The organism is Salinicoccus sediminis (assembly GCF_000986795.1).
Taxonomy (GTDB): domain Bacteria; phylum Bacillota; class Bacilli; order Staphylococcales; family Salinicoccaceae; genus Salinicoccus; species Salinicoccus sediminis.
Genome location: NZ_LAYZ01000001.1, coordinates 680967 through 707363, shown reverse-complemented (window position 1 = coordinate 707363; position 26397 = coordinate 680967). Strand labels below are relative to the sequence as shown.

Genomic DNA, 26397 nt, shown 5'->3' with positions numbered 1-26397 from the left:
AGGTTTGGCACCTCGATGTCGGCTCATCGCATCCTGGGGCTGTAGTCGGTCCCAAGGGTTGGGCTGTTCGCCCATTAAAGCGGTACGCGAGCTGGGTTCAGAACGTCGTGAGACAGTTCGGTCCCTATCCGTCGTGGGCGCAGGAAATTTGAGAGGCGCTGTCCTTAGTACGAGAGGACCGGGATGGACATACCCCTGGTGGACCAGTTGTCGTGCCAACGGCATTGCTGGGTAGCTATGTATGGACGGGATAAGTGCTGAAAGCATCTAAGCATGAAGCCCCCCTCAAGATGAGATTTCCCCATTAGATCCCTCAGAGATGATGAGGTGGATAGGTTCGGCGTGTACGTGTGGTGACACATTCAGCGGACGAATACTAATCGATCGATGACTTATTCAAGAATGATGAAGAAACCGTGTTTCGGTTTCTGCGCGACTATTGCTTCTATCCGGTTTTGAATGTGACATGCCAGGTGGCCCGCAGGGATGCGGCGGCACCGGATCTGACACATTCCCATAGGAAACATTGTCCGGCGGCGATGGCGGAGAGGCCACACCTGTTCCCATGCCGAACACAGCAGTTAAGCTCTCCAGCGCCGATGGTAGTTGGACTGACGTCCCGCAAGAGTAGGACGCTGCCGGGCAGTGTTATATTAATTGAATATTTACTTACCGGAGAATTAGCTCAGCTGGGAGAGCATCTGCCTTACAAGCAGAGGGTCGGCGGTTCGAACCCGTCATTCTCCACCATTCATAAAGCCGGCCTAGCTCAATTGGTAGAGCAACTGACTTGTAATCAGTAGGTTGGGGGTTCAAGTCCTCTGGCCGGCACCATTTTTACTAATATGAGCCATTAGCTCAGTCGGTAGAGCATCTGACTTTTAATCAGAGGGTCAGAGGTTCGAATCCTCTATGGCTCATTACCCAAGCGGGTGTGGCGGAACTGGCAGACGCACTAGATTTAGGATCTAGCGCCTTCGGGCGTGGGGGTTCGACTCCCTTCACCCGCACCATTTAGGTTTATAATAAGCGGAAGTAGTTCAGTGGTAGAACATCACCTTGCCAAGGTGGGGGTCGCGGGTTCGAATCCCGTCTTCCGCTCCATTATTAAGCCGGGGTGGCGGAACTGGCAGACGCACAGGACTTAAAATCCTGCGGTAAGTAATTACCGTACCGGTTCGATTCCGGTCCTCGGCACCAGATTTAAAACCTTTTATAACATGCGCCCGTAGCTCAATTGGATAGAGCGTTTGACTACGGATCAAGAGGTTAGGGGTTCGACTCCTCTCGGGCGCGCTTTTAATTGAATTACGGGAAGTAGCTCAGCTTGGTAGAGCACTTGGTTTGGGACCAAGGGGTCGCAGGTTCGAATCCTGTCTTCCCGACTCTTTAAGAAGTCAGCGGGTGTGGCGGAACTGGCAGACGCACTAGACTTAGGATCTAGCGCCTTCGGGCGTGGGGGTTCGACTCCCTTCACCCGCATCGCTTCACCACTTATCATATGTATGGGGGCTTAGCTCAGCTGGGAGAGCGCCTGCTTTGCACGCAGGAGGTCAGCGGTTCGATCCCGCTAGTCTCCACCATTCATTAAAATTTCATGTTTATCATGGCGGCGTAGCTCAGCTGGCTAGAGCGTACGGTTCATACCCGTGAGGTCGGGGGTTCGATCCCCTCCGCCGCCATATTGGACCTTTAGCTCAGTTGGTCAGAGCAAACGGCTCATAACCGTTGGGTCGCAGGTTCGAGTCCTGCAAGGTCCACCATGTTTTTGGTACAATTTATATCATACGGAGGAATACCCAAGTCTGGCTGAAGGGACCGGTCTTGAAAACCGACAGGGGCTTAACGGCTCGCGGGGGTTCGAATCCCTCTTCCTCCGCCATTTTTATTATTATCATTACCGCGGGATGGAGCAGTCTGGAAGCTCGTCGGGCTCATAACCCGGAGGTCGGTGGTTCGAATCCACCTCCCGCAATTTTTAATAGGTCCCGTGGTGTAGCGGTTAACATGCCTGCCTGTCACGCAGGAGATCGCGGGTTCGATTCCCGTCGGGACCGCCATTTTAAAATACAATATGAAGTGGTTCAGTAGCTCAGTCGGTAGAGCATGTGATTGAAGCTCACAGTGTCGGCGGTTCGATTCCGTCCTGAACCACCATTTTTTAATTAAGCCGGCCTAGCTCAATTGGTAGAGCAACTGACTTGTAATCAGTAGGTTGGGGGTTCAAGTCCTCTGGCCGGCACCATTTAGCTGATGGAGGGGTAGCGAAGTGGCTAAACGCGGCGGACTGTAAATCCGCTCCTTCGGGTTCGGCAGTTCGAATCTGCCCCCCTCCATTCATACAGGGGTATAGTTCAATGGTAGAATAGAGGTCTCCAAAACCTTTGGTGTGGGTTCGATTCCTACTACCCCTGCCATATGGCGGTTGTGGCGAAGTGGTTAACGCACCGGATTGTGGCTCCGGCATTCGTGGGTTCGATTCCCATCATCCGCCCCATTTTGGGCTATAGCCAAGCGGTAAGGCAACGGGTTTTGGTCTCGTCATGCGAAGGTTCGAATCCTTCTAGCCCAGTAGAAGGCGCCATAGCCAAGGGGTAAGGCCGAGGACTGCAAATCCTCTATCACCGGTTCAAATCCGGTTGGCGCCTCCAATTTATACTAATGATAAGCGGAAGTAGTTCAGTGTTCAGAATATGCTTCTTCCTGAAGCAAGACATAGGTTCAAATCCTATCTTCCGCTCCATTTTTTAATTACTTGATAATGTCGTGCCACCGTGGCGGAATTGGCAGACGCGCTGGACTCAAAATCCAGTTCCCATTGCGGGAGTGCCGGTTCGATCCCGGCCGGTGGTATTTAAATTAACTATAAAAGTGATTCAATATAAAGTATTTCAATATTTTAAGACGATCAGATGTAGTTCAACGCTGATCGTCTTTTATTTTGCCCGCTTTAAAACCTTGTTGATTACTAGGGAATTAATTATTGTAAAGGAGAGGAATCAATACGGATAATAAGAAAGAGACAAAGGACATAGTCCGGACAGTCAAAGAAATTCTAAAAAGACGTTAATAGTATATATGTTCACTCATGCAATGCATGAGTGTTTTTTACTATTTTAGGAATGCAGACCTGGAGTATGTATAATGGTATATGTACAGAAACAGGAAGGGGGAATTGTATGGACAGCTGGTACAGGATAGACAATACGGGTAAGATATTCCACGCTGTATCGAATACGGATAATTCCTATGTATTCCGTGTGTCCATGCTGATGAGAGATAAAGTGGATCCTGAAATACTTCAGGAGGCACTGGATGTCATCAGTCCGCGGTTTCCAACTCTGACCGTAAGAGTCCGGAAGGGTCTGTTCTGGGATTATATGGAGAAGAATGATGAGGTACTTCGCGTTCAAAAGGAGAAGGACTATCCATGCGCACCCATCAAACCGGCGGAGAGCAGAGGATACCTGTTGCGGGTCCTGTATTTTGGTCGGAAAATTTCAGTGGAGGTATTCCATTCGCTGACCGACGGTACAGGGGCAACTGAATTTTTGAAAACTCTCGTGTATCAATATTTGCAGTACCGGAAAAGGGATGTCAGCGATGATGGCCTCATCCTGCTGCCTGAGGATGAGCCGGATTCACTGGAGACTGAAGACAGTTTCAGTCATTATGCTGACAATGTAGACAGGAATGTGTTCAGGAAAGAGGATAAACCGTCTTACCAGATAACAGGCACTCCCCTTAGAACTGAAGGAATGAACATGATTCATGGTATAATGGATGCGGCCGCTGTGAACAAATATGCAAAAAGTCTGGGGACAACGTTGACAGGATTCCTCACAGCCATTATGATTCAGGTTATAGGTAAAGAAGCGTTGTTGAAGTCCAGCAGACCGAAGAAAGTTACAATTGCGGTTCCGGTAAACCTGAGAAGACAGTTTCCGTCGAAAACATTACGGAACTTCTTCTCAGTTGCGAATATCGGAGCAACTATGGATAAAACGACTTCCTTTGAAGATATTTTAAAAAATGTAAATGAGGAATTGGTGAAACGCACGGGAAGATCATCACTTCAGAAGGGCATCAACCAGCATGTCTATCTCCAAAACAGCTTCATGACACGGACAATCCCGGTATTTCTGAAATATCCGGCGATGCGCTACGGATTTAATTATATCGGCGAGAGGACAAAGGCACTGACAATGACCAATATGGGAAACGTGTCGCTGCCGTCATCCATGAGCAGGCATATAGAACGGGTGGAACTGGCTTTTTATACAACAGTAAAAAGTCCGGTCGGATGTGGAATTGCTACGGCAAACAACAGGATGACGGTGACGTTTTCACTTTCCATCTCTGAAACGGATATTGTCAGAAATTTTTTTAATGAACTGATGAAGCATGTTGATGTAGACATAGAAGTCTATTCAAACGAGTGGGGGAAACATGATGAAACAATGTGAAGAATGCAGGATCTGGACGAGTCATGCTGCATGTCCTTTATGCCTTGGAAGCATGGAAGGTTTAAGTGACGGAACTGAAGAAAAAAAATATCCGTCATATATGGACAGGAAATTTTCCAGGAGACGGACGCCAAAAATGACTATGCTTGCAGGCATCACAGTCATTTTAATCTGTCTGCTGATCAATATTGTCATCATGCCGCAATTTTTATGGATTTTCCATGTGGCGGGAGCAGTGATGTATATGCTCGTTTCCTTCAATCATACGATTTTATCAAAGTCGCATCTCGGCAGTAAGATTGTCATGCAGGTGATGAGTCTGACAATCCTGCTCCTGATGATAGATTCACAGTCGGGGGCAGAGTTTCTCTCATGGTCCGTGAATTATGTCGTTCCATTCCTGATCATTTCAGGGATGGTCATGATAACGTCGATCGTTTTCTTCAGACGCATCAAATGGAGCAGCTACTTCAGCTTCATGATCATGATGCTCATCCTCGGTTTTCTTCCTGCGGCTCTATTCGCAGCGGGAATCACCACTGTCATATGGCCGAGCGCAGTTGCCGCGGCATATGCAGTATCGGTCATAATAATCATGATGCTGTTTGCCCAGCAGGCACTTCTCACACAGCTGGGCAGAAGATTCCATATATAACCGTAAATCTCCATCCAGTCTCGTGGGTGGAGATTTTTTTATTCGTTATAGATGATAAATACTGCATACCCTGAAAAACTGGTGAATTTCATATCAATGACCTCAATGTATCTGTTCTCCTCCAGAAACTCATTCACTTTCTTGTCTATCCCCTTCTCAGTAAGTGCGCTGATCGTCTTCACTTTCATAATGTATCCCCCCGGTTTCTGCATTGGGCTGTCATCAATACTATACCCCTGGTGAATAAGGATTAAAATAAAATTAACAGAATAATCAATCATTGTACTATAATGGGATTATAAAGCGGAAAGGGGAATTATTGATGGCTTATTACGTAAAGTATTCTGACATGAAGTCAGGGGAAAATGGAGAGACATTATTCTATATAAGTGATGAAAGCGGCAAGAGGGAATTATGGCAAATGAACCTTGTCGATGGTAAGGTTTCGCAGGTGACGTATGAAGAGGAAAATATAAAGGATTACTGGTTTGAAGAGCACGGAGTGGTACTCGCTATTGATCATAACGGCAATGAGAGGAACCAGTTGCACAGGCTTGAAGGGGAGGGGGCACTGCCGTTCATACAGGAACCGGATTATTTCCATCATTACGGAATTTATGATGAAGCGAGAGGAAAATTTATGCTCACCCGCAATCATCACTCATCTGCCGTATTTGAGCTGTGCAGCTACAATCGGCAGGAGGGGCTTGTTATTCTGGAGGAATTCAAGTCACCCGCCTACATAAAAAAGCAGCTGGGTGAAGAGACACTGCTGATGACAATTGACGTGGACAATATCGATAAAGAGCTGTATACATACAATATGCGTGAAGGCAGCCTGTCGAAATTACCGATGCCCAAAGGACGCTTCAAGAGCATTTTACTGAATAGCGATGACGGGCCTGCGTACGCGGTAGCCGATTGGGATGATGGGTACCTGAACCTTTACGAAGTGGATCTTACCGATTGGTCCCACGTGAAGGTGACATCGTTCCCATGGGATATGGAACACTTTAAACTATCTGGTGACGGGAAGTCAGCTGTGATTTCCGTGAATGAAAACGGATGTTCCACTCTGTATCATTATGACCCTGGGAGTCATGAAGTTCAAAAAGTAAACTTCAGAGCGGACGGGGTCATCCATTCCATGGAGTGGCCGGACTCGGATGAATTATATTTACTGTTCTCTTCAACAGACGTGCCGCATTGCATCTGTCGGCTGGATATGGAGAGGAAGGAACAGGAGATCATGCTTCAAAATAATGGGGATATTGAAGAAATCAGATGGCGGATGCTGTCCTTTACTTCGTTTGACGGGCTGGAGGTGCCTTACTTTTTATATGAGCCAAAAAACGGCCACGGTTCTGTAATTCATGTACACGGCGGGCCTGAGTCACAGGCAAGGCCTGAGTTCAATGAATTATACTATAGATTATATAAGGAAGGGATCACTGTTGCGGTGCCGAATATCAGGGGAAGCCTCGGTTATGGACGCTTCTATCTGAAAGCGGATGACCGTGAAAAGAGACTGGACGCGATGGCGGATGTTGTGGCTTTGAGAACGCATCTAATTGACAGGCGGGATATGAACAGAGAAAATATTTCGATAATGGGCCGCAGTTACGGGGGATTCATGACGCTTCTCCTGGTTACACACCATCCCGAATTATGGAGAAAGGCAGTGGATATCGTAGGCATATCCGACTTGACGACATTTCTGCATGACACACCTTCCTGGAGAAGAGATCTGCGGTCGGCGGAATACGGATTTTTGGGCGTTCATGACAAAATGTTCGATGAAATATCCCCGCTGATGAGAGCGGAATATGTAAAAGCGCCGCTGATGATATTCCACAGCCATCACGATTCCCGTGTGCCTTTTACAGAGTCGGTGCAGATGGCAGAGCGTATGAAGAATAATGGACAGGATGTGACTTTTACCGCATATGAAAATGAAGGGCATACGTTCATGAGGAGGCAAAATCTTGATAACATGAATGGGAAAATCATAAAGTTTCTTGTAGAATAAGAATGAATTGATTGAAAAGAGGCTGGGACATAAGTCTTGAAGATATATAAAAATAATCGATTATACTTTAAAAGCCGGGCGTTAGACTTCTAGGGGAATAGCATCTGCGTGAGACTACAGGCTCACGCGATGCCCCAGAAAAGCTAACGTCCGGCTTATTTATGTCGGGAATAGTTTTGTCCCAGCTCCTTTTACTCTTCTTTCTCCAGAGGCAGGGTGGGATCGTTTGTCCACTCAGTCAGTGAACCATCATAGACTGAAACGTTATTCTGACCAAGCTTATTGAGAATGGTGCCGTTCCATGTTGCTGCGATACCGCTGCCGCAATATGTGATCACCTTTTTATCCGGGTCCAGTGCGCCTGCCTTTTCAAAATTTTTACGGAGTTCTTCATCATCAAATAGAGCTTTTGTTTCCGGGTCGGAATGGCTGCCGAAAAATACGTTCACACTGCCCGGGATGTGTCCGGCACGCGCATACGTTTTTTTACTGCCTTTATACGTCTCTGGATCAAGGCTGTTGATAATGACGATATTATCATCACCAATTGCCTGTTTAACATCTTCTTTTGTGGAAAAGAGAGGACCATCTCTCTCGCCGGTGAATTCAGCTTGGGGATAGGTGTTTACTTCATTGGTTACGGGCTTGTTTTCTGACTGCCATTTTGGGAGTCCACCTTCTAAAATTGCCACATTTTCAAATCCTTCGTAACGGATCTGCCAGGCGAGTCTTGATGCCCAGTCGGATGAAGCAATGGAATTACCCACTTCGGCTCCGCGGTCATAGACAACGGCGTAGGTGTCCGGGTCTCCAATCCCCAATTTTGAAATGTTATGCGTGAAATATTCGCGGGAAGGTACTGTAAGCGAGTATTTCGCCTCAGGGTCAGACAGGTCATTCAGTATATCTGCGAACACTGCCCCCGGAATATGTGCCTCATCATATGCTACCTTGCCGGACCATACATCATAGTATCCTGTTTCTGAATGCCGGAGGAAGGTTGTGGCATCCAGGATCCTGATGTTTGGATCATCCAACCTTTCGTACAGCCAATCTGTAGAAACGATCAATGGAATTTTATTCAAATAAACCACTCCTTACCGAATAAACCCTATATAAATACTAGGATTTATAATGATGATAACATACCTATAGCCAAGGTACCTAATATGAAGCCTGCACAGTTGAATTGTTTCCCCCATGTGAAAACGGACAAAGTTTTTGCACACCTGAATATTGATAGCACATTTATCAGGTTTATCATGGAGATAGATCAGACAAAGGGGGAAACTTGGTTTATGAAGAAATTCTTTACGTTGCTTACAGTGATTGCGGCATTTTTTTCTTTATCAGCTACAGCATTTGCGCAGGAGACAAAGGAAAAATACTTGGTAAAATTTGAAGAGTCATCTGATTTTACTACATATTCATCTTTTGGCATTGCATCTGAGGAAGTGGGCTATGAATTTGAGACAGTGGATATGATCGAAGCGGACCTCACTGAGGGAAAAGCGGCTGAACTGGAGGAGAATCCAAACGTCAGCTATGTGGAAAAAGATATTCCGGTCTATGCCTATCAGCAGGATGTACCCTACGGCATCGACAAAGTCCAGGCACCGCTCGCTCACGAGAGCGGGGATACAGGTGATGGTGTAAAACTTGCAGTCATCGACACCGGCATTGACAGAAATCATGAAGACCTGGATGTTTTGGGCGGCTACTCGGTATTCACGTCCGGTGTGGATGCAGATCCATATTATGACGGAAGCGGTCACGGCACGCATGTAGCCGGTACTGCTGCGGCTCTTGATAACAATGTTGGCGTTGTAGGCGTGGCGCCGGATGCAGATCTGTATGCAGTCAAAGTACTGAACAGCAATGGAGCCGGTTCTTCCTCCGGGGTTGCCCGTGGCGTTGAATGGGCTATACAGAATGGTATGGATGTCGTCAATATGTCCCTCGGTTCTTCATTACATTCCCAGGCTATTCAGGACGTAGTCGATGCAGCATATTACAATCATGATATTCTGGTGGTTGCGGCTGCCGGAAACGAGGGTAATGCTTCAGGTACAGGGGATACTGTAGGTTATCCGGCCCAATATGATTCTGCGTTCGCCGTAGCGGCAACAGATGAGAACGATCAGCGGGCATCATTTTCTTCAACAGGGCCGGCGGTTGATATTTCAGCTCCAGGTGTCAACATCAACTCGACAGTACCTGGTAATGGATACTCCGCCCTCAATGGTACCTCAATGGCATCACCGCATGTAGCCGGCGCAGGGGCAGTCATCAGAGCTGCGTATCCTGCTGCAGGTGCTGGTGAAGTAAGGTCTCTGATGGAGGCAGCATCGAAGTACATTGGAAGTAACACAAACTGGTATGGCAGCGGGCTGCTGCAGGTGGATTCAGCGGTAAACTGATGATTTGAATGCACACCTCTCCGATTCAAATGTCGGAGGGGTTTTTTCAGATTAAGATATTAATTTTCAGTAAATTTACAGATGGCATGCATACTCTGTTTCTTTAAGGGTAATGGCAACTGTAAAGATTAAATCAGTTATTTTTAGTTTATTGGTTGCTAAAAGTAAGTAAGTGTTGTATTATGGGGTTATCTCGAATTTGAGATAATTCAATTGGTTATCCCAGGAGGCAATTAAACATGACAATTTATGTATCAGATGCAGTTCACTCAGAAGTAGAATTCCAGGTTAAACACATGATGGTTTCTAAAGTAAAAGGCAGTTTTGAAGAATTCAATTTCGAAGTGGAAACTGATAACCTCGAAACATTTGAAGATGCTACAGTAAAAGCAGAAATTGAAACAGCAAGCATCAACACAGGAAATGCTGACCGTGACGGTCACTTGAAATCCGGGGATTTCTTCGACGCTGAAAACAATCCGCAGATTACATTCACTTCAAACCAGGTGGAGAAATCAGGAGACACTGTCAAAGTGACGGGTGATGTTACGATTGCCGGTGTAACGAAAGAAAAAACATTTGAACTGACTTACAACGGTAAAGGAATCAGTCCAATGGGTGGTCAGGAAGTTCATGGTTTTGAAGCATCATTTACGATCAACCGCGAAGAATTCGGCCTGACATGGAATGCTCAGCTTGAAACAGGCGGCGTGCTTGTAAGCAGGGATGTTAAAGTTCAGCTGGAACTCCAGTTCTCTGAAAAACAGTAAGGTTAATATAAATACCGGGCCATATCCCATCAGGGATATGGTCTTTTTGTTTAATCATTGCCCCGGCAGGCTATTTAAATGTAAGAGGTGAAGTCGTATGCGCAGTTTGTCAAAAGCCGGTGTATGGGGCGTACTTACAGTCGGAGCAGCTTCTCTGATATTCTCACTGCACACAGTCCACATACAAAAAAGAAGTGTCGGCAGCAGACTGGCTGAAGCGGCTGTTGCTCTTACGCATATGTGGCCGGATAAGATTGATGATGATTACATCAGAAAAATGACAAGGAAAAACAGCAGGGAATATACAATACCGTCCGGTATCATTGTAGATTCATTCCTTGACAGCCATTCCACCGACGGCATGAAGGTTTACAAAATGTCACCTGAAGCCGGAGGGGGTGAAAAGTGTGTGCTGTATCTCCACGGGGGCGGGTATATCAATCAGCCGTCATTATTCCACTGGTGGTTTCTCGACAGACTGGTTCAGGAAACGGATACAGATTTTTTTGTTCCAATCTATCCCAAAGCTCCCGAGTACTCCTACAAAGCGGCATATACCCGGCTGATGACAGTCTACTCAGGACTGATCCGTAAAGGTTATCGCCAAATTATCCTGATGGGGGATTCTGCAGGTGGCGGGATGGCACTCGGGCTTGCCCAGATGCTCCGTAATGAGGACCTGCAACAGCCAGAAGAGATAATACTGATTTCCCCCTGGCTGGATATATCATTGGGGCATGAGGACATCAGAAAATATGAAAAGAGGGACCCGATGCTGAATGTGGACAACCTGAGGAAGATTGGGCGGTTGTGGGCCGGCGGGTCACATCCCGGTTCATATCGGCTGTCGCCAATCAACGGTAACCTTGAAAATCTGGGGAGAATTTCCATATTCATCGGGACGCATGAGATATGTTTTCCGGATGCGGCAACATTGTCCCATATCTTAAATGAAGAAGGGATAGGGCATAATTATTTTGAATATAACAGGATGAATCATAACTTTCCTTTGTATCCGATAAAAGAGGGGACAGCTTCCAGAGTACAAATTGCAGAATTGATCAGATAGAAAGGATTGGCCGCAGGCCAATCCTTTTTCGGTGTAATCTCCGGGAAAGCTTCCATTATCCGCCAACCATGTTATAATGTCCTGTGATAGAAAGATTCAGGTTTACTGATTTGGACAGGGACTGGAGTAATGGTGATGGATGAAAACAAAATCATATCAGAAGCGCATGAAATTTTAAGGAAGTATCATAAGGATGACCGTACCGGGCACGACTACTGGCATGTCATCCGGGTCTATAATAATGCGTTACATATTCAATCTGAAGAAGGAGGCGATCTATTCGTCGTTCAGATGGCTGCGCTGTTCCATGACTTTATCGATTATAAATTGACGGATGATGAGAATGGACAGATCGATAAAGTGAAAGTATTCCTCAGGGAAAATGGTGTGGATGAAAAAACGACAGGACGCATCATCCATGCTATGCGTGCGGTGTCTTTCAAAGGAGGGAATAACCCTGTAAGGCCGGAAAGTCTGGAGGATGAAATAGTGCAGGATGCTGACAGGCTGGATGCATTGGGGGCTGTCGGCATTGCACGGACATTCATATACGGCGGGAGCAAAGGTCATGAAATGTACGACCCCGAAACGGGCGCCCGTGAAAATATGACGTTTGAAGCGTATAAAAATGAGGATAACACCATGGTCAACCATTTTTATGAAAAGCTGCTGAAACTGAGGGGTCTGATGAACACAAATACCGCCAGAAGCATCGCGGACGACAGGCATGTGTTCATGGAAAACTATCTGGAACAATTTTACGCAGAATGGAATGGAAAAAGGTAAAAAAACTTTAAAAAAGGGCTTTAAATTTTCGTGTTTATGGTGTAGATTATTATAGTGTTTCAAATAGACAATAAATGAACTGACATATAGTTGCTATAATAACCGGTATAGGGGGAAGTCTTAAATGAAAGTGGAACTGACCAAATTCAGGATAAAAGAAAATAAAAGTGAACGTGTGGACGAATGGATTGAATATATGCAGGAGCATATGGATGATGTTCTTGTCACTCTGGAAGGAGAAAAAATGTTCGTTGAGACTATCTTCCGTGAAAAAAAAGGAGAGCATGAATACCTGTATTGGTACAGTGTGCAGGATGAAGCCGGCAAAGAACTGGATGAAGATGATCCGCCAATCGATGAGACACACCTCAAATTCTGGGAGGAATGCATCGATAAGACATTCCGGCCCGAAGATATGAAAGCTGCGGTATGCATGATTCCTAAACGCATTCAAAGAGCAATGAACGAATACGCCTGAGCGGGGCGTGCTCATATAGATATCACGTACAGGGCCGGGACTGTTAAGTCAGTTTCCGGTCCTGTATTATAAAAACATACTAACAAATGTCGGGAGTGTCTCAAATGCTGATAGGTGCCATAGAGGCAGGCGGAACCAAGTTTGTCTGTTCTGTGTTGGATGAATTCAATGAAACGAAAGACAGATGTGTAATCAGAACCAGGGGACCGGAAGAGACGTTGGCGGAAGCTGCTGATTTTTTCAGGAAGCATCCGATTGACGCGCTCGGTGTCGGGGCCTTCGGCCCCATCGATCTGAATGACAGAAGCGAAACTTACGGGACGATAAAGAACACCCCTAAAACAGCATGGAAGGATTTTCCGCTGCGCGATGAACTGAAGCGGATGCTCGGCGTACCGGTTGCTGTGGATACAGACGTGAATGCCGCCTGTCTCGGGGAATTCCGCTTCGGAGCGGGCAGGGATGTTGATTCCGCCGTGTACATCACTGTCGGTACAGGAGTCGGTGCCGGATTCGTAAAGGAGGACCAGGTATTCAAAGGTCTTACCCATCCTGAAATGGGGCATATCAAAGTCAGCAGGATGGTTGATGACAGCTTCGAGGGCGTCTGCCTTTACCACGGTGATTGTCTTGAAGGGCTCGTCTCCGGTCCTGCAATCGAAAAACGTGCCGGCATCAGCGGGGCAGACATCAGTGTGGACGATCCGGTATGGGCGAGTGTTGCCCATTATATCGCCCAGGCACTGGTGAACTATACATTGGTACTATGCCCGGAGCGCATCATCATCGGAGGCGGAGTAATGAAACAGTCTCATTTGTATCCGATGATCAGAAAGGAATTCCAAAGGATTTTGAATGACTATATTACAATAGAAGACCTTGAGTCATATATCACTCCGCCGAAACTGGATGATGACCAGGGTGTCATCGGTGCAGCCGGGCTCGCCAAAGATATCACAGGATCATAGAACAAAGACCAGTACCGATTGTTCACGGCAACTGGTCTTTTGATCTATCTGTCCATGATTGCTTTTTTTCTGCGCAGAAGTTGCTGGAATTCCGCATCCAATGTTTCATCGGAACCTTCAGCCATCCTGCTTAATACTTCCGTAATTCTGGTTTCTATAACCATCAGTTCCTCCTCCGTCTCATCATGTTCCCTGATGCTGATTTCCTCAGTCAGTTTTTTATTTTTGATGGTGTAGGACTTCTCCGTAGTGTTTTCCCTGAACATCCTGTCGTGGCTCGCAAGCAGTACGGTGCCCGGAAAATCCCTGATCATACCTTCCAGGGCTTCGATTGTATGGATGTCCAGGAAGTTGGTCGGTTCATCAAGGAGGAGGACTGCGGCATCCGACATGAGTATCTTTATCAGTTGGATTTTGACCCGCTCACCCCCGCTTGTGACAGAAACGGGCTTATATACTTCATCTTTGACGATGGCAAGCCTTGCCAGGGCGGTCCTGACCGCCGTTTCGTTGTAAATGCTTGTCTCCATGATGTTTTCAATGACCGTTTTATCATTATACAGTGATTCCAGCTGCTGATTGAAATAGCCGATGTTGAAAGGGGCGTCATCATATTTCTGCTGGATGTGGTTGAATAGAGTCGTCTTGCCCGACCCGTTGGCTCCTGTGAAGGCGACATGTTCCCCTCCACGTATAAAAAGCCTTGCGCTCTTTATAAGCGCTTTTTCCTCTATGGCTATATCGTCATCTTCGAGTTTGATGATAATCCGGCTGCCCAGGTCTTCGATATGCTGTGTATGGAAACGGATGGGTTTCTCTTCATACGGCTTTTCTTTGACTTCAAGCTGGTCGATCCTTGTCCGGATGCTTGCCGCGACCTGCTCCATCTTCTTCTTTTTCTTGTTGTAGTATGGTTTCGCTCCGGTCTGCCTGAAATCCGAATCATGCTTGTTTTTAGGTTTGTTTACGGCCTGGGCCCTGCCTGTCTTTTGGGCAGCTGCATTTTCCAGATGTTTCTTCTCTGCGGTATACTTTTCATATTCATCATGCTGCCTTTTCAATTCGTGATCCCTGATTTCACGGTACTTATCATAGTTTCCCGGATACACCTTTACCGTATGCTCTTCGATTGCCCACACTTCATCCGCCACCCGGTTTATAAAATCCCGGTCATGGGAGATGATGATTTTGATGCCCGGCCATCTCTTGAGTTTCGCGGCGAGCCAGCGGATATTTCCTTCATCCAGGTGGGTGGTGGGTTCATCCAGCAGCATGATGCGGGCATTCACTTTCATCGCTTCCTGCAGATACGATTTTGTGTTTTCACCGCCGCTTTTTCTGGTGTCTTTCGCTTTGATCTGTGGAACCAGTTTTATGCTGTTGCTGCCTGCAATTCTGTCCCTGTTATCATATATATAGTTGAACAGTGTCGTCTTGCCGCTGCCGTTCCTGCCAATCAGTGCAATGGTTTTTGCTGATTGTACTCTCAACCGGTCGATGGTGAGCAGGGTTTCACCCTGTACTTCAATCCTGGCGTCATTTATATCCAACATAAAAAAATCTCCTCGATTCTGTTTGTCAGAAAAGGGAGCCGGGCTGTATAATATAACGATGGAAGATGCGCTTGTCCATATTAGGTGAACATCGCTCATATTGCAGCCAGACTCATTCAATTATCCCTTTTCCAACATGATTTTTGCGCACGATAAATAGACTTGCGCATACGTCACGTCAATTACAGTGGAAAAAAGATAATTACTTCATCGGCCTGCAGTTCCCCCATTTCGTTTAATAGTCAATTCCAATGATAAATGAAAAAACGGGAAATTTCAATATATTAAAAAAGGAGGTGCTTACATGGAACGCAGTGAATTCAAACAAAAAGTGATAGATTACGCCCGTTCAATCGGCATAGATGAGATTGGATTCACCCATGCCGAGCCATTTCTGGAATTCAAAGAAAAACTGATCGATTATCATAAAAGGGGATATGCATCAGGTTTTGAAAAAGGTTCAGTCGGGGAGCGGACGGAACCACGGAGGAGTCTAGGATCTGCCAAAAGTATTATTTCCATAGCGGTCGGCTATCCCAACAGGCTTCCCGATGCACCGAAGAGCAGGAAAGGGGAAAGGCGGGGTCTTTTCGCCCGTGCATCATGGGGGATGGACTATCATACGCTTTTAAATAACAGGCTGGAAAAACTCGAGGAGTATATCAAGTCGCTCGACCCGGATGTCAAAACAAGATCCATGGTGGATACAGGCGTGCTGAGCGACAGGGAAGTGGCCAGGAGAAGCGGTCTCGGTTACATCGGCAAAAACGGTTTTATGATCAATCCGAAACTCGGCACCTACTCCTATCTGGGTGAAATGATCACCAGTTATCCGTTTCCGCCGGATGAGGAACTGATCGATTCGTGCGGTGACTGCAACCTTTGTGTAGACCGCTGTCCCACTGGTGCGCTTACGGGTACGGGTCAGCTCGATTCACAGAAATGCATCTCGTTTCTGACACAGACCAAAGGCTTCCTCCCTGAGGAATACCGCGGCAAGATCGGAAACCGGCTCTATGGCTGTGATACCTGCCAGCAGGTATGCCCGAGGAACAAAGGCATAAACACCGACCATCACGAGGATATCGTGCTGGAGCCGGAAATACTGAAGCCGGAACTTACAGGGCTTCTGGAGATCTCCAACCGGGATTTCAAGGAAACATACGGTCATCTGGCCGGTGTGTGGCGAGGCAAGAAACCGATCCAGAGAAATGCGATTATCGCGCTCGCCCATTTTAAAGAAAAGGAATCGGTGGAGGTTCTGAAGCGCGTGGCTGAGAACGATCAGCGCCCTGTGATCAAAGGGACGGCATATTGGGCCATCGGGCGCATCATGGGTAATGATGCGCTTGAATATATTAATGAGAGATTTCAGATCGAAACGGACGGGCAAGTGAAAGAAGAGATGCTGAATGGCATCCAGGAAGCAGTTTAGGAGCGAATAGATATGGCAAATCACATTGTACTCTATCAGCCGGAAATTCCGGCGAATACGGGCAATATTGGCAGGACATGTGCCGGGACGGACACGACCCTGCATCTGATCCGCCCGCTGGGATTTTCGACAGATGACAAAATGCTGAAGCGGGCGGGGCTCGATTACTGGAATCATATGGATATCAGATATTACGATTCGGCTGAACAGTTTTTTGAGAAGACGGAAGGCATTTATTATCTTCTGACAAAATTTGGAGGGAAACTCCATTCAGATGCGGATTTCAGCAATACAAACAAAGCACATTACTTCATATTCGGACGCGAAACATCCGGGCTTCCTGAATGGATCATGGAAAGCTATGCAGATAATGCGCTAAGGATTCCGATGAATGATAAGATAAGATCATTGAACCTTTCCAATACTGCGGCGATACTTCTGTATGAGGCATTGAGGCAGCAGGGGTACCCGGGACTACATTAGGAGGAGCATGAAGATGAACGAAACTGTTGATATTCTGAAAAACCACCGCTCGATCAGAAAGTTCAAAGATGAAAGACTGGACGGTGAGACTGTCAGGGAATTGGTGGAAGCAGCACAGAGTGCGAGTACATCAAGCTATGTACAGGCCTATACGATCATGGGAGTGACGGATTCTGCCAAGAAAAAGGCACTGAGTGAAATAAGCACGCAGAGCTATGTTGAAAATAACGGCCATCTGTTCGTCTTTCTCGCAGACTATCACCGGCACTATGAACTGTCGAAAGATAAAGGGACGCCGATTGCATATGACAAGACGGAACAGCTGATTGTCGGCACAGTCGATGCGGCGCTTGCGGCACAGAATCTTGCGGTGGCGGCGGAGAGCATGGGGCTTGGCATGTGCTACATCGGCTCACTCAGGAACGATATGGCCAAAGTGATCGAAATACTTGAATTGCCAAAAGGCGTGATACCGTTGTTCGGCATGGTCGTGGGCAAACCGGATCACGCGGGCAGCCGGAAGGAAAGACTGCCGTTTGATGTCATATATCATGAAAATGAGTATAAACCTGTCGAGGATGTGAAAGGCAGTATTGACGCGTATGACAAGGAGATAAGTGAATACTACAAAGAGCGGAGCGACGGCAGGCGGGATGATGCGTGGAGCGACCAGGTCATCGGCATGCTGTCGAAGAAACAGAGGCTTGATGTGGACGCAGTCATCAAAGGACAGGGATTTTTAGGACAGTAAAAAAAGAAGTCATGCAGAATATGCATGACTTCTTTCCATAGGAATCAGTTGAGTTTCTCTTCCCCGTTATCCTTATAACCCCACTCAGACTCGCGGCATGCTGTCATGATAGCGGTCATAAAGGAGATACAAACCATAAGTATAAGAAATGCTTTCATATTATTGGCCTCCTGTGTTAAATACATATGTCTATTATAAACTAAAGTGCGGCAGGAAAAAAGCCGTATACGGATAAATTTTATTGTTAGAAACTGTATCGATAAGGGTACAATAGGACTGACAGTGAAGAAACTAGGAGGAATCATCATGGCTATGAATTTCAAAATCTACAAAGACAACGAACTGCTCAGCATATATGCTGCTGATATTCTAAGAAAACAGGTCCATAACAATCCGACCAGCATCATGGCTCTGCAGCTGGATGAAGACCTTGCATGGACATATGAGAAATTTGTCGGGGAGGCGAAGCAGCATCCGGCTGATTTTTCCCAGGTATATCTTGTCGGTGTCGGCAAAGGGGGGGATGCCGATGTATTCAGCAAACTGGATATACCGGACAGCCAGCTGAGAACCGATGGCACAGCGGAGGCACTTAATGATGTGCTGGACAACAAAAAGCGGGTGAACCTTGCATTCCTTACAATTGATCAGGACGGCCGTGTAGGATACGGTGATTCCGGAAGCAACGATGCTTTATTCGATGCGAGGGAAATGATACTTGTCGCATCAGGGAAGGATAAGGCGAAGGCGGTCAGGGAGCTGTACAACGCAAAGGAAAATGGCGGGGATGCCTTCGGCAGCATCAAGCAGCACCGCATGGTGACCGTGGTGCTTGATGAGGAAGCCGCATCTGAACTGGATCAGGATATCGTAGGCTATTACACGTCGGAATTTGCTTAAAGAAGGTGGAAGGATTGAAAAAGGAAAAGGATTTTGACTACAGGAAAGACGTCGAGCCGGAAGAGAACGAGATGACTGAAGATATGGAAGATGTCAGGGCACTCGGTAAAGAGATGGAACAGATCTCCCAAAATGAGGACTATCCGGTTGATTCATCAGATGATGAGTCGCACGGTATGGACCCAAAGGAAAATGAAAAACAACAATAACAGATGAATCCTCCTGGAAATTAGTATAAAATATTCAATGAATACTAATTTTTCAGGAGGTTTTTTAATTGGCATACAGAATAGAAAAAGATACTATCGGTGAAATCAAGGTGCCGAGTGAAAAATACTGGGCTGCACAGACAGAGCGGAGCAGACAGAACTTTCCGGTGGGCAAAGAGAAGATGCCCATGGAGGTCATTGTAGCTTTCGCACATCTGAAAAAAGCTGCAGCGGTAGCGAACAATGAATTGGGAAAACTTTCAGGTGATAAAAAAGATGCGATCGTCCATGCATGTGACAGAGTCATTGCACGTGAACTGGATGAGCACTTCCCGCTCGTAGTGTGGCAGACGGGCAGCGGTACCCAGAGCAACATGAACGTCAATGAAGTGGTCAGCTATGTGGCAAACGAGTACCTGTCTGAAAAAGGGATTGATGAGAAGGTCCACCCGAATGATGATGTAAATAAGTCCCAGAGTTCGAATGATACCTATCCTACAGCAATGCATGTCGCCCTCTATCAGTCTGTCGAAGAGCAGCTGGTTCCGGCACTTGAGAACCTCAAGGGAACATTCCAGAAAAAAGAGGATGAGTTCCAAAATATCATCAAAATCGGAAGAACCCACCTTCAGGACGCTACACCGCTCACACTCGGACAGGAAATCAGCGGCTGGAGATATATGCTTGAAAAATGTGAGACGCTGATCGGCGAGTCAAAAGAGCAGCTTAAGAACCTGGCAATCGGCGGCACAGCTGTAGGCACGGGCATCAACGCGCATCCGGAATTCGGTGACAGGGTTGCCAAAGAGATTTCCGGCCAGACGGGATATGAATTCGTCTCTTCACCGAACAAGTTCCATGCGCTCACTGCACATGATGAAGTCGTCTATCTCCACGGTGCACTGAAGGCGCTGGCCGCAGACTTGATGAAGATTGCGAATGACGTCAGATGGCTGTCCTCAGGCCCAAGAGCAGGTATTGCGGAAATTGAGATCCCTGCAAATGAGCCGGGTTCGTCAATCATGCCGGGAAAAGTCAATCCGACACAGTCCGAAATGCTGACAATGGTTGCAACACAGGTGTTCGGCAATGATGCATCAGTCGGTTTTGCTGCCTCCCAGGGCAATTTTGAACTGAATGTATTCAAACCTGTAATCTTCTATAATACACTCCAGTCCATCTACCTGCTCGCAGACGGCATGCAGACATTCAATGACAAGTGTGCTGTCGGCATCGAGCCGATCGAGGAGAATATCGGGCGCTTCCTGAAAAATTCACTCATGCTCGTTACAGCACTCAACCCGCATATCGGCTATGAGAATGCAGCCAAAATCGCCAAGAATGCACACGAAAAAGGACTTACATTGAAAGAATCTGCAATCGAATCCGGGCTGCTGACTGAAGAACAGTTTGATGAGTGGATCAAACCGGAAGACATGATTCAATCCAGAGATTAAGGGGTATTTTATGAAACGAATCGGTTTAGTGGATATAGGTTCAAATACCATCCGTCTGGTACTTTTCGAATATGATGAAAGTACCGGACTTAAGGAACTGCAGAATATCAAGACGCCTGCCAGACTGGCACAATTTTTGAATGAAGATTATGAGATGGAAGATGAGGGAATAGACAACCTCATCTCCATCTTGAACAGCTTCAAACAGATTGCCGCAAAGTATGATGTTTCAGACATCTATCCTGTTGCCACAGCAGCCATCAGGCAGTCTGTAAACGTTGACGGAATACTGGAGAAGGTCCAGTCGGAAGTCGGTATGAAACTCAAGGTCATCACCGGTAAAGAAGAGGCGTATTACGGATATCACGCGGTCGCTCATACGATCAGCAACACTGATGGCGTGACGATTGATATCGGCGGTGGAAGTACTGAGCTCACTTATTTTGAAGATAAGAAGCTCATACATTCCATCAGCCTGCCTTTCGGTGTTGTGACGTTGAAATCGATGTTTTTCGAAGACAGTGACCATAATGATAAAAAAGCCATTGCCGAGACAGAAAAATACGTCAAGGAACAGCTGAAGGGTGTCAAATGGCTTGCGAAACGGAAAGTACCGATCCTCGCCATCGGCGGAAGTGCGCGTAACATTGCCAGAATCCATCAGTCAGAGACGAATTATCCCATTGCAGGGGTCCATGGGTACTCCATGTCCAAAGGGGACCTGAAGGATGTATACAGCCTGCTGAAGAATACCGACAGTGATGATCTCGATGATATCGACGGACTCAGCAAAGACCGCAGTGATATCATTCTGCCGAGTCTCATCGTGTTCAGGACGCTCTATGATGTCGTCAAAGCGGACGAGTTCAAATTCAGCCGGAAAGGGATACGTGAAGGGATGGCGATTTCAATCATCTCAAAAGATTTTCCGGATGCATTTGACAAGCATGAAGTGTTCAAGGATTCGCTGATTGAACTGGCAAATGACTTCAAAATCAAACCGTCCGCAGCGCAGCGGCGGACCGAACTGGCTGAGAGGATCTTTCATGAGCTGGAAAAACATCAGTACATCGATTTTAAGAAACATGAGAAGAACCTGATGAAAAATGCGGCCTATCTCTTCTATCTGGGGGATTTCATAGATCGTGATGCCACGAGTCAGCATACCTATTATCTGATTTCCAACAGTAACATCAACGGCATTGTCCATAAGGACAGGGTCAGGCTTGCACTGATGGCCAGTTATAAAAACAAGACTCTGCTAAAATTCTACGCGGATGAGACGGATTGGTTTGATGATGATGAAGTGGAGGATATACAGGCCCTCGGCAGCATACTGAAATTCGCAAATGCGCTTAATGTCTCCGACACCGGAGTGGTCAAAGAACTCTACCTTGAGGAAGAGGATGATGAGATGGTGCTGACTGTCGAGTACCAGGGCGACCCGATTGCCGAAGAGTACCAGGCAAACCGTCAGAAGAAGCATATCGAGAAAATAATGGATGAAGATATGGAACTGAGATTTACAGAAACTTAATATTCAGATTGTATAATGTTAAAGGGGAGGATTGAGATGGCATACAAATTGAATGATCGAAAGTATTACAACAACAGGGAGATGAGCTGGCTCCAGTTCAACTACAGAGTAATCCAGGAAGCGATAGACCCGAATAATCCTCTTCTGGAACGTCTGAAGTTTCTGGCCATCACCAGCTCAAACCTGGATGAGTTCTTCATGGTCCGTGTCGCCGGACTGAAGGACCAGGTGAAGATGAACTATCATGAACCCGATACAAAAACACAGTTGACCCCGGGACAGCAGCTGAGGGGGATAGGAGAACTGAACAGGGAAAACAGCAAGGTGCAGTATGAATATTATCATAAGTTGAAAGATGAACTCGGGAAGTACAATATATATTTCAGACGCCCGCAGGAGCTGCCTGAGCATCTTCGTCTTGAGCTTGAGGATATATTCGATTCAGAAATCTACCCTTCACTCACTCCGCTCGGTATTGATGCCTATCGCCCATTCCCGAAACTGAAGAACAAAAAGATAAATATATTCGTTAATCTGTCGGACGATCTCGGTGACCAGACAGCAATCGTCCAACTGCCGACAGTCATCAGACGATTCTATGAAATGCAGGACGGGGAGGACACATACTTCGTCCTCACAGAAGATATCATCGAAACGTATATCGAAAAACTGTTCAAAGGCTACCGGATCGACAGGACCTTCCCGTTCAGGATAACAAGGAATGCCGACCTGACAATCCATGAGGAAGGGGCGGCAGACCTCCTTATAGAGATAGAGCGCTTTCTGAAAGAACGGACGAAAGGGGCGGCTGTCCGTCTTGAAATCGATATCAGCAAAGATCCGACGATAAATGGATCGTTTCTCAGAAGCGAACTGGATCTGCATGATGACGATGTGTACAAATTCGACGGTCCGCTTGACTTGACATTCCTATTTGAATTGTCATCCAGGCTTAAAGAACGGCTGCCGCATCTTGTATATCAGCCATTCGTGCCCCAGGAACCGAAGTTCCTCGGTTCACAGAACATCTATGAACAGGCGCTGGATGAAGATATATTCTTCCATCATCCGTTTGAAAGTTTCGAACCTATTGTGGGTTTCATGAAGGAAGCGGCGGAAGACCCGGATGTACTTGCCATCAAGCAGACACTGTACCGGGTCTCAAGCGATTCCCCCATCATAGAGGCATTGAAGCGCGCTGCCGAAAATGACAAACAGGTCACCGTCCTTGTCGAGCTGAAGGCCCGTTTTGATGAAGAGAATAATGTGCAGTGGGCGAAAGAACTGGAGGATGCTGGATGCCATGTCATCTACGGCATGCATTATCTCAAGACCCACAGCAAAATCACACTTGTCGTCAAAAGGGTGAGGGGCAGGATAGTGAGGTATGTCCATCTGGGTACAGGAAACTACAATGACTCAACTGCGAAGCAGTACACTGACATGGGGGTCATTACTACAGATCCGGACATCGGAATCGACGCAATCAATTTCTTCAACTATCTGAGCGGCTACTCGCTGAAACCGGAATACCATTCACTGCATGTTGCGCCGTTTGAAATACGGGATCTGTTTGGTGAATCCATCGACAGGGAGATAGAACTCCACAAGGAAAACGGCAATGGTTACATTTTTGCCAAGATGAATTCCCTTACCGATAAGAAAGTCATCAATAAACTGCTCCAGGCCTCCCAGGAAGGCGTGAAAGTGGACCTTGTCATCAGGGGCATATGCTGCCTGAAACCGGGGATTGAAGGCGTCAGTGATAACATCCGTGTCATCAGTATTGTCGGACGCTTCCTCGAACATTCGAGAATCTATTATTTCAATCATAATGGAGAGGAAAAGATGTATCTGTCCTCTGCCGACATGATGACACGTAACATGATCAAACGGGTTGAAATACTCTTTCCGATAAACGATCCAAAAATACTTGATGAGCTGAAGTCCATCAACCGGCTCTACCTTATGGATAATATCAAGGCCCGTGTCCAGAAATCCGACGGGACATATGAATACGTGAAAAATGCATATGAACCGGTCAGCGCCCAGGACGAACTTATGAGAAGGGCTGAAAGCTACGGCCGCGAGCAGCAGGTCCAAAAAGAGAACGAACTTCTGCTGAAAGTGAAACGGCGTTTCAAAAAGAAAAGATGATAACTTAAAGGTCAGTATTGGTTTCAGTGAGTCCTCCTGATATACAGATGTCCCAGCAGATCTGTATATCAGGAGGCTTTTGTATTGGATTGACTTTGTTTTCTGAATTGTGTAGACTATTCACATGTATTTCAGTCAATATGAATGAGGTGATGAATTGACCACGTATGAATCGTTCGCACATGATGCTGCGAATTACAGGACAGTGCCGGTGGTACAATCTTTCTATACAGATGTACTGACGCCGGTCCACATGTTCCATGCCCTTAAAGATGAGGCTGTATATATGCTTGAAAGCCAGGAGCCCGAATCACCGTGGTCCAATTTTTCATTTATCGGTATAAATCCGATAATGGATGTGGTGGAAACAGCAGGAGAGTTCATAATCAGTGATCTGCAGTATGGTTCGAAAATGGGAGCGCCTTCCTTCAAAGAGGCATTCGAGCGCGTGCTTCTTGAACTGGACGTGAAAATCCCCGAAACCGATATTCCATTCAAGGGAGGAGGGGTTGGGTACATCAGTTATGATGCCATTTCGGACTATGAACCGGTGCCGGCGAGAACCGGAGCTGAGAAAAAACTGCCGAATTATCATCTTTTATTCTGTCAGACCTTGCTTGCCTACAACCACCGTACGGGAAAGATAACGATACTCACATTTGCCAGGATCGATGACGAAACTGACAGACGGGAGGTGTTTGACAGGTCGCTCCAGCACATCCGGCATATCAGGGAGCGGCTGGTCAAAAAAAGTGGGCTGACCGATATAATGATGCCGGTTGGCCTGTATGATAGTCCGGTCCAAAAAATGGACAGCAACTATACCAAAGAAAAATTCAAGGAAGATGTCGGCAGAGTAAAGAAATATATCAAGGAAGGAGACATTCTCCAGGCGGTCCTGTCGCAGCGTTTCCAGACGAAGACCAGGCTTGACGGATTTGAACTGTACAGAGTTCTGAGGAATGTAAACCCGTCACCCTATATGTATTATTTGAAATTCGATGACGTGGAAGTCATCGGCAGTTCACCTGAAAGGCAGCTCCAGGTCCAGGACAGAAGACTTGAAATCCATCCGATTGCCGGCACCAGGAAGCGCGGTGAGACCCTGGAAGAGGATGAGAGGCTTGCAGAAGATCTTCTGAGTGATGACAAAGAAATCGCCGAACACCGCATGCTGGTGGACCTGGCCCGAAACGATATCGGACGGGTTGCAAAATACGGCTCTGTTGCAGTCAGCGATTATATGACAATAGGACGATTTTCAAAAGTCATGCATATCATCAGTAAAGTGAATGGGGAACTGAGGGAAGGGGTGTCGCCAATCGACGCGTTCATATCATCATTTCCGGCCGGTACACTTTCGGGGGCTCCAAAGGTGCGGGCCATGCAGATTTTGAGAGAACTCGAGCCTACGGCCAGGAACCTGTATGGAGGCAGTATCCTCTATCTCGGTTTTGACGGTAACATGGATTCCTGCATAACTATCAGGAGCATGACCCTTATGGGAAGTGATCTTCATGTCCAGGCGGGCGCCGGTGTTGTCGCAGATTCCGATCCGGAAATGGAATATCAGGAAACGATCAATAAGGCGAGTGCACTTGCAAAAGCCGTCCATCTGGCGGAGCTCGTGTTCAGGGAAAAGCCACTGTCCTTAAAATCTGCGGGAGGAAGATAATATGATATATATGATCGACCACTATGACTCCTTTACCTACAATATCGTCCAGTTTCTTGGAGAGCGCGGCGAAGATATTACAGTCAGAAGGAATGATGCGGTCCGGCTCAATGAAATAGAGGCGCTGCAGCCCGGGCTTATACTATTGTCCCCGGGACCGCGTACACCCGAACAGACAGGGATGACGCTTGAAGTGATAGAAAAATTCAAAGGAATCATTCCGATTTTCGGGGTATGCCTGGGACATCAGTCGATCGCCCATGCCTTTGGTGGTGATATCGTAAAAACAGGCAGGCTGATGCACGGGAAGACTTCACAGCTCCATCATGACGGGAAGGGAATATTCCGTGGGATGCCGCAGGGGACAGAAGTCATGAATTACCATTCACTTGTAGTAGATAGAATTTCACTGCCGGATTGTTTTGAAGTGAGCGCAGAGAATGAGGAAGGGGAGGTAATGGCCATAAGGCACAGGAACCTGCCTCTTGAAGGCGTGCAGTTCCATCCGGAATCCATCGGCTCGGCCGATGGCAGAAAGCTGCTTGAAAATGTCCTGGAAAGTATAAAAGTGCAAATATGACAAAAGGCAGATCTGATTG

The 26397-nt window shown here is 46.8% G+C and carries 22 protein-coding genes, 24 tRNA genes and 2 rRNA genes; 45 read left to right on the top strand and 3 right to left on the bottom strand.

Features of this window, described 5'->3' with window-relative positions; all coding sequences use genetic code 11:
* From WN59_RS03715 to WN59_RS03580, 28 genes are all read left to right on the top strand, one after another.
* Positions 1-400, top strand: a 23S ribosomal RNA gene (locus tag WN59_RS03715); the annotation flags it as partial.
* A 129-nt stretch (positions 401-529) separates the two neighbouring features.
* Positions 530-644 (top strand): 5S ribosomal RNA (rrf, locus tag WN59_RS03710).
* A 30-nt stretch (positions 645-674) separates the two neighbouring features.
* A tRNA-Val gene (locus WN59_RS03705) sits at positions 675-750 on the top strand.
* A gap of 8 nt (positions 751-758) precedes the next feature.
* A tRNA-Thr gene (locus tag WN59_RS03700) sits at positions 759-834 on the top strand.
* A gap of 13 nt (positions 835-847) precedes the next feature.
* Positions 848-920: transfer RNA gene (locus WN59_RS03695), tRNA-Lys, on the top strand.
* A gap of 8 nt (positions 921-928) precedes the next feature.
* Positions 929-1013, top strand: a tRNA-Leu gene (locus WN59_RS03690).
* 16 nt (positions 1014-1029) lie between these two features.
* Positions 1030-1104: transfer RNA gene (locus tag WN59_RS03685), tRNA-Gly, on the top strand.
* A 7-nt stretch (positions 1105-1111) separates the two neighbouring features.
* Positions 1112-1200, top strand: a tRNA-Leu gene (locus tag WN59_RS03680).
* 22 nt (positions 1201-1222) lie between these two features.
* Positions 1223-1296: transfer RNA gene (locus tag WN59_RS03675), tRNA-Arg, on the top strand.
* A 15-nt stretch (positions 1297-1311) separates the two neighbouring features.
* Positions 1312-1385: transfer RNA gene (locus tag WN59_RS03670), tRNA-Pro, on the top strand.
* Between the two features lie 15 nt (positions 1386-1400).
* Positions 1401-1482 (top strand) — tRNA-Leu (locus WN59_RS03665).
* A 25-nt stretch (positions 1483-1507) separates the two neighbouring features.
* Positions 1508-1583, top strand: a tRNA-Ala gene (locus WN59_RS03660).
* A 25-nt stretch (positions 1584-1608) separates the two neighbouring features.
* Positions 1609-1682: transfer RNA gene (locus WN59_RS03655), tRNA-Met, on the top strand.
* A 4-nt stretch (positions 1683-1686) separates the two neighbouring features.
* A tRNA-Ile gene (locus tag WN59_RS03650) sits at positions 1687-1763 on the top strand.
* A gap of 26 nt (positions 1764-1789) precedes the next feature.
* Positions 1790-1882, top strand: a tRNA-Ser gene (locus tag WN59_RS03645).
* 19 nt (positions 1883-1901) lie between these two features.
* Positions 1902-1975 (top strand) — tRNA-Met (locus WN59_RS03640).
* A gap of 9 nt (positions 1976-1984) precedes the next feature.
* Positions 1985-2060 (top strand) — tRNA-Asp (locus WN59_RS03635).
* A gap of 21 nt (positions 2061-2081) precedes the next feature.
* Positions 2082-2157 (top strand) — tRNA-Phe (locus WN59_RS03630).
* A gap of 12 nt (positions 2158-2169) precedes the next feature.
* Positions 2170-2245, top strand: a tRNA-Thr gene (locus tag WN59_RS03625).
* Positions 2246-2255: 10 nt separating this feature from the next.
* A tRNA-Tyr gene (locus WN59_RS03620) sits at positions 2256-2336 on the top strand.
* 7 nt (positions 2337-2343) lie between these two features.
* Positions 2344-2417 (top strand) — tRNA-Trp (locus tag WN59_RS03615).
* Between the two features lie 4 nt (positions 2418-2421).
* Positions 2422-2497 (top strand) — tRNA-His (locus tag WN59_RS03610).
* Positions 2498-2500: 3 nt separating this feature from the next.
* A tRNA-Gln gene (locus WN59_RS03605) sits at positions 2501-2572 on the top strand.
* A 5-nt stretch (positions 2573-2577) separates the two neighbouring features.
* Positions 2578-2651: transfer RNA gene (locus tag WN59_RS03600), tRNA-Cys, on the top strand.
* Positions 2652-2668: 17 nt separating this feature from the next.
* Positions 2669-2743, top strand: a tRNA-OTHER gene (locus WN59_RS03595).
* 25 nt (positions 2744-2768) lie between these two features.
* Positions 2769-2853, top strand: a tRNA-Leu gene (locus WN59_RS03590).
* 326 nt (positions 2854-3179) lie between these two features.
* Positions 3180-4466, top strand: a complete 1287-nt coding sequence (locus WN59_RS03585; RefSeq protein WP_046512668.1) for an alcohol acetyltransferase — start codon at positions 3180-3182, stop codon at positions 4464-4466.
* Entirely contained in the window at positions 4453-5121 is a 669-nt protein-coding gene (locus WN59_RS03580) for a DUF6320 domain-containing protein (protein WP_046512666.1), read from the top strand. The genes WN59_RS03585 and WN59_RS03580 overlap by 14 nt, the downstream gene beginning before the upstream one ends.
* 38 nt (positions 5122-5159) lie before the next feature.
* On the opposite strand, the gene WN59_RS13690 is transcribed toward WN59_RS03580, so the two are convergent.
* Complete coding sequence (locus tag WN59_RS13690) at positions 5160-5309, bottom strand: hypothetical protein (RefSeq protein ID WP_197073384.1); 150 nt, start codon at positions 5307-5309, stop codon at positions 5160-5162.
* A 134-nt stretch (positions 5310-5443) separates the two neighbouring features.
* Between WN59_RS13690 and WN59_RS03575 the strand changes: the two genes are divergently transcribed.
* Positions 5444-7150, top strand: a complete 1707-nt coding sequence (locus tag WN59_RS03575; protein ID WP_046512664.1) for a S9 family peptidase — start codon at positions 5444-5446, stop codon at positions 7148-7150.
* 191 nt (positions 7151-7341) lie between these two features.
* Here the strand turns inward: WN59_RS03575 and WN59_RS03570 are convergent, their stop codons facing one another.
* Positions 7342-8235 carry a sulfurtransferase gene (locus tag WN59_RS03570; RefSeq protein ID WP_046512661.1) on the bottom strand — a complete coding sequence of 298 codons (894 nt, stop codon included), beginning with the start codon at positions 8233-8235 and terminating at the stop codon, positions 7342-7344.
* Positions 8236-8448: 213 nt separating this feature from the next.
* Here WN59_RS03570 and WN59_RS03565 point away from each other — a divergent pair, with 213 nt between their 5' ends.
* The 6 genes from WN59_RS03565 (at position 8449) to WN59_RS03540 (ending at position 13641) form a co-directional block, all read left to right on the top strand.
* Positions 8449-9570 carry a S8 family peptidase gene (locus WN59_RS03565; RefSeq protein ID WP_046512657.1) on the top strand — a complete coding sequence of 374 codons (1122 nt, stop codon included), beginning with the start codon at positions 8449-8451 and terminating at the stop codon, positions 9568-9570.
* Between the two features lie 239 nt (positions 9571-9809).
* Complete coding sequence (locus tag WN59_RS03560; RefSeq protein ID WP_046512654.1) at positions 9810-10340, top strand: YceI family protein; 531 nt, start codon at positions 9810-9812, stop codon at positions 10338-10340.
* A 97-nt stretch (positions 10341-10437) separates the two neighbouring features.
* Entirely contained in the window at positions 10438-11409 is a 972-nt protein-coding gene (locus tag WN59_RS03555) for an alpha/beta hydrolase fold domain-containing protein (RefSeq protein WP_046512651.1), read from the top strand.
* Between the two features lie 135 nt (positions 11410-11544).
* Positions 11545-12195, top strand: a complete 651-nt coding sequence (locus WN59_RS03550) for an HD domain-containing protein (RefSeq protein ID WP_046512648.1) — start codon at positions 11545-11547, stop codon at positions 12193-12195.
* Positions 12196-12319: 124 nt separating this feature from the next.
* Positions 12320-12673, top strand: a complete 354-nt coding sequence (locus tag WN59_RS03545; RefSeq protein WP_046512645.1) for a DUF6176 family protein — start codon at positions 12320-12322, stop codon at positions 12671-12673.
* A gap of 104 nt (positions 12674-12777) precedes the next feature.
* Positions 12778-13641, top strand: a complete 864-nt coding sequence (locus WN59_RS03540) for an ROK family protein (RefSeq protein WP_046512642.1) — start codon at positions 12778-12780, stop codon at positions 13639-13641.
* 44 nt (positions 13642-13685) lie between these two features.
* On the opposite strand, the gene abc-f is transcribed toward WN59_RS03540, so the two are convergent.
* On the bottom strand, positions 13686-15194 hold the full coding sequence (gene abc-f / locus WN59_RS03535; protein ID WP_046512639.1) for a ribosomal protection-like ABC-F family protein: 1509 nt from the start codon (positions 15192-15194) through the stop codon (positions 13686-13688).
* A 304-nt stretch (positions 15195-15498) separates the two neighbouring features.
* On the opposite strand from abc-f, the gene queG reads away from it, so the two are divergent.
* The 10 genes from queG (at position 15499) to WN59_RS03485 (ending at position 26378) form a co-directional block, all read left to right on the top strand.
* The gene (gene queG, locus WN59_RS03530) at positions 15499-16629 is read left to right on the top strand and encodes a tRNA epoxyqueuosine(34) reductase QueG (RefSeq protein WP_046512634.1); all 1131 of its coding nucleotides are present in this window, start codon (positions 15499-15501) and stop codon (positions 16627-16629) included.
* A gap of 12 nt (positions 16630-16641) precedes the next feature.
* Complete coding sequence (gene trmL, locus WN59_RS03525; protein ID WP_046512630.1) at positions 16642-17112, top strand: tRNA (uridine(34)/cytosine(34)/5-carboxymethylaminomethyluridine(34)-2'-O)-methyltransferase TrmL; 471 nt, start codon at positions 16642-16644, stop codon at positions 17110-17112.
* Positions 17113-17125: 13 nt separating this feature from the next.
* Positions 17126-17863, top strand: a complete 738-nt coding sequence (gene nfsA, locus WN59_RS03520) for an oxygen-insensitive NADPH nitroreductase (protein WP_046512627.1) — start codon at positions 17126-17128, stop codon at positions 17861-17863.
* Between the two features lie 306 nt (positions 17864-18169).
* Complete coding sequence (locus WN59_RS03515; protein WP_046512623.1) at positions 18170-18763, top strand: sugar phosphate isomerase family; 594 nt, start codon at positions 18170-18172, stop codon at positions 18761-18763.
* Positions 18764-18777: 14 nt separating this feature from the next.
* Positions 18778-18972, top strand: a complete 195-nt coding sequence (locus WN59_RS03510) for an SAS053 family DNA gyrase inhibitor (protein WP_046512620.1) — start codon at positions 18778-18780, stop codon at positions 18970-18972.
* Positions 18973-19040: 68 nt separating this feature from the next.
* Positions 19041-20429, top strand: a complete 1389-nt coding sequence (fumC, locus tag WN59_RS03505; protein ID WP_046512617.1) for a class II fumarate hydratase — start codon at positions 19041-19043, stop codon at positions 20427-20429.
* Between the two features lie 10 nt (positions 20430-20439).
* Positions 20440-21966 (top strand): Ppx/GppA family phosphatase, encoded by a 1527-nt coding sequence (locus WN59_RS03500; RefSeq protein WP_046512613.1) that lies wholly within the window; start codon positions 20440-20442, stop codon positions 21964-21966.
* 36 nt (positions 21967-22002) lie between these two features.
* Positions 22003-24123 (top strand): RNA degradosome polyphosphate kinase, encoded by a 2121-nt coding sequence (locus WN59_RS03495; RefSeq protein WP_082099117.1) that lies wholly within the window; start codon positions 22003-22005, stop codon positions 24121-24123.
* Between the two features lie 157 nt (positions 24124-24280).
* Positions 24281-25798 (top strand): anthranilate synthase component I, encoded by a 1518-nt coding sequence (gene trpE, locus WN59_RS03490; protein ID WP_046512606.1) that lies wholly within the window; start codon positions 24281-24283, stop codon positions 25796-25798.
* A gap of 1 nt (position 25799) precedes the next feature.
* Complete coding sequence (locus WN59_RS03485; RefSeq protein WP_046512602.1) at positions 25800-26378, top strand: anthranilate synthase component II; 579 nt, start codon at positions 25800-25802, stop codon at positions 26376-26378.
* Positions 26379-26397 lie beyond the last annotated feature (19 nt).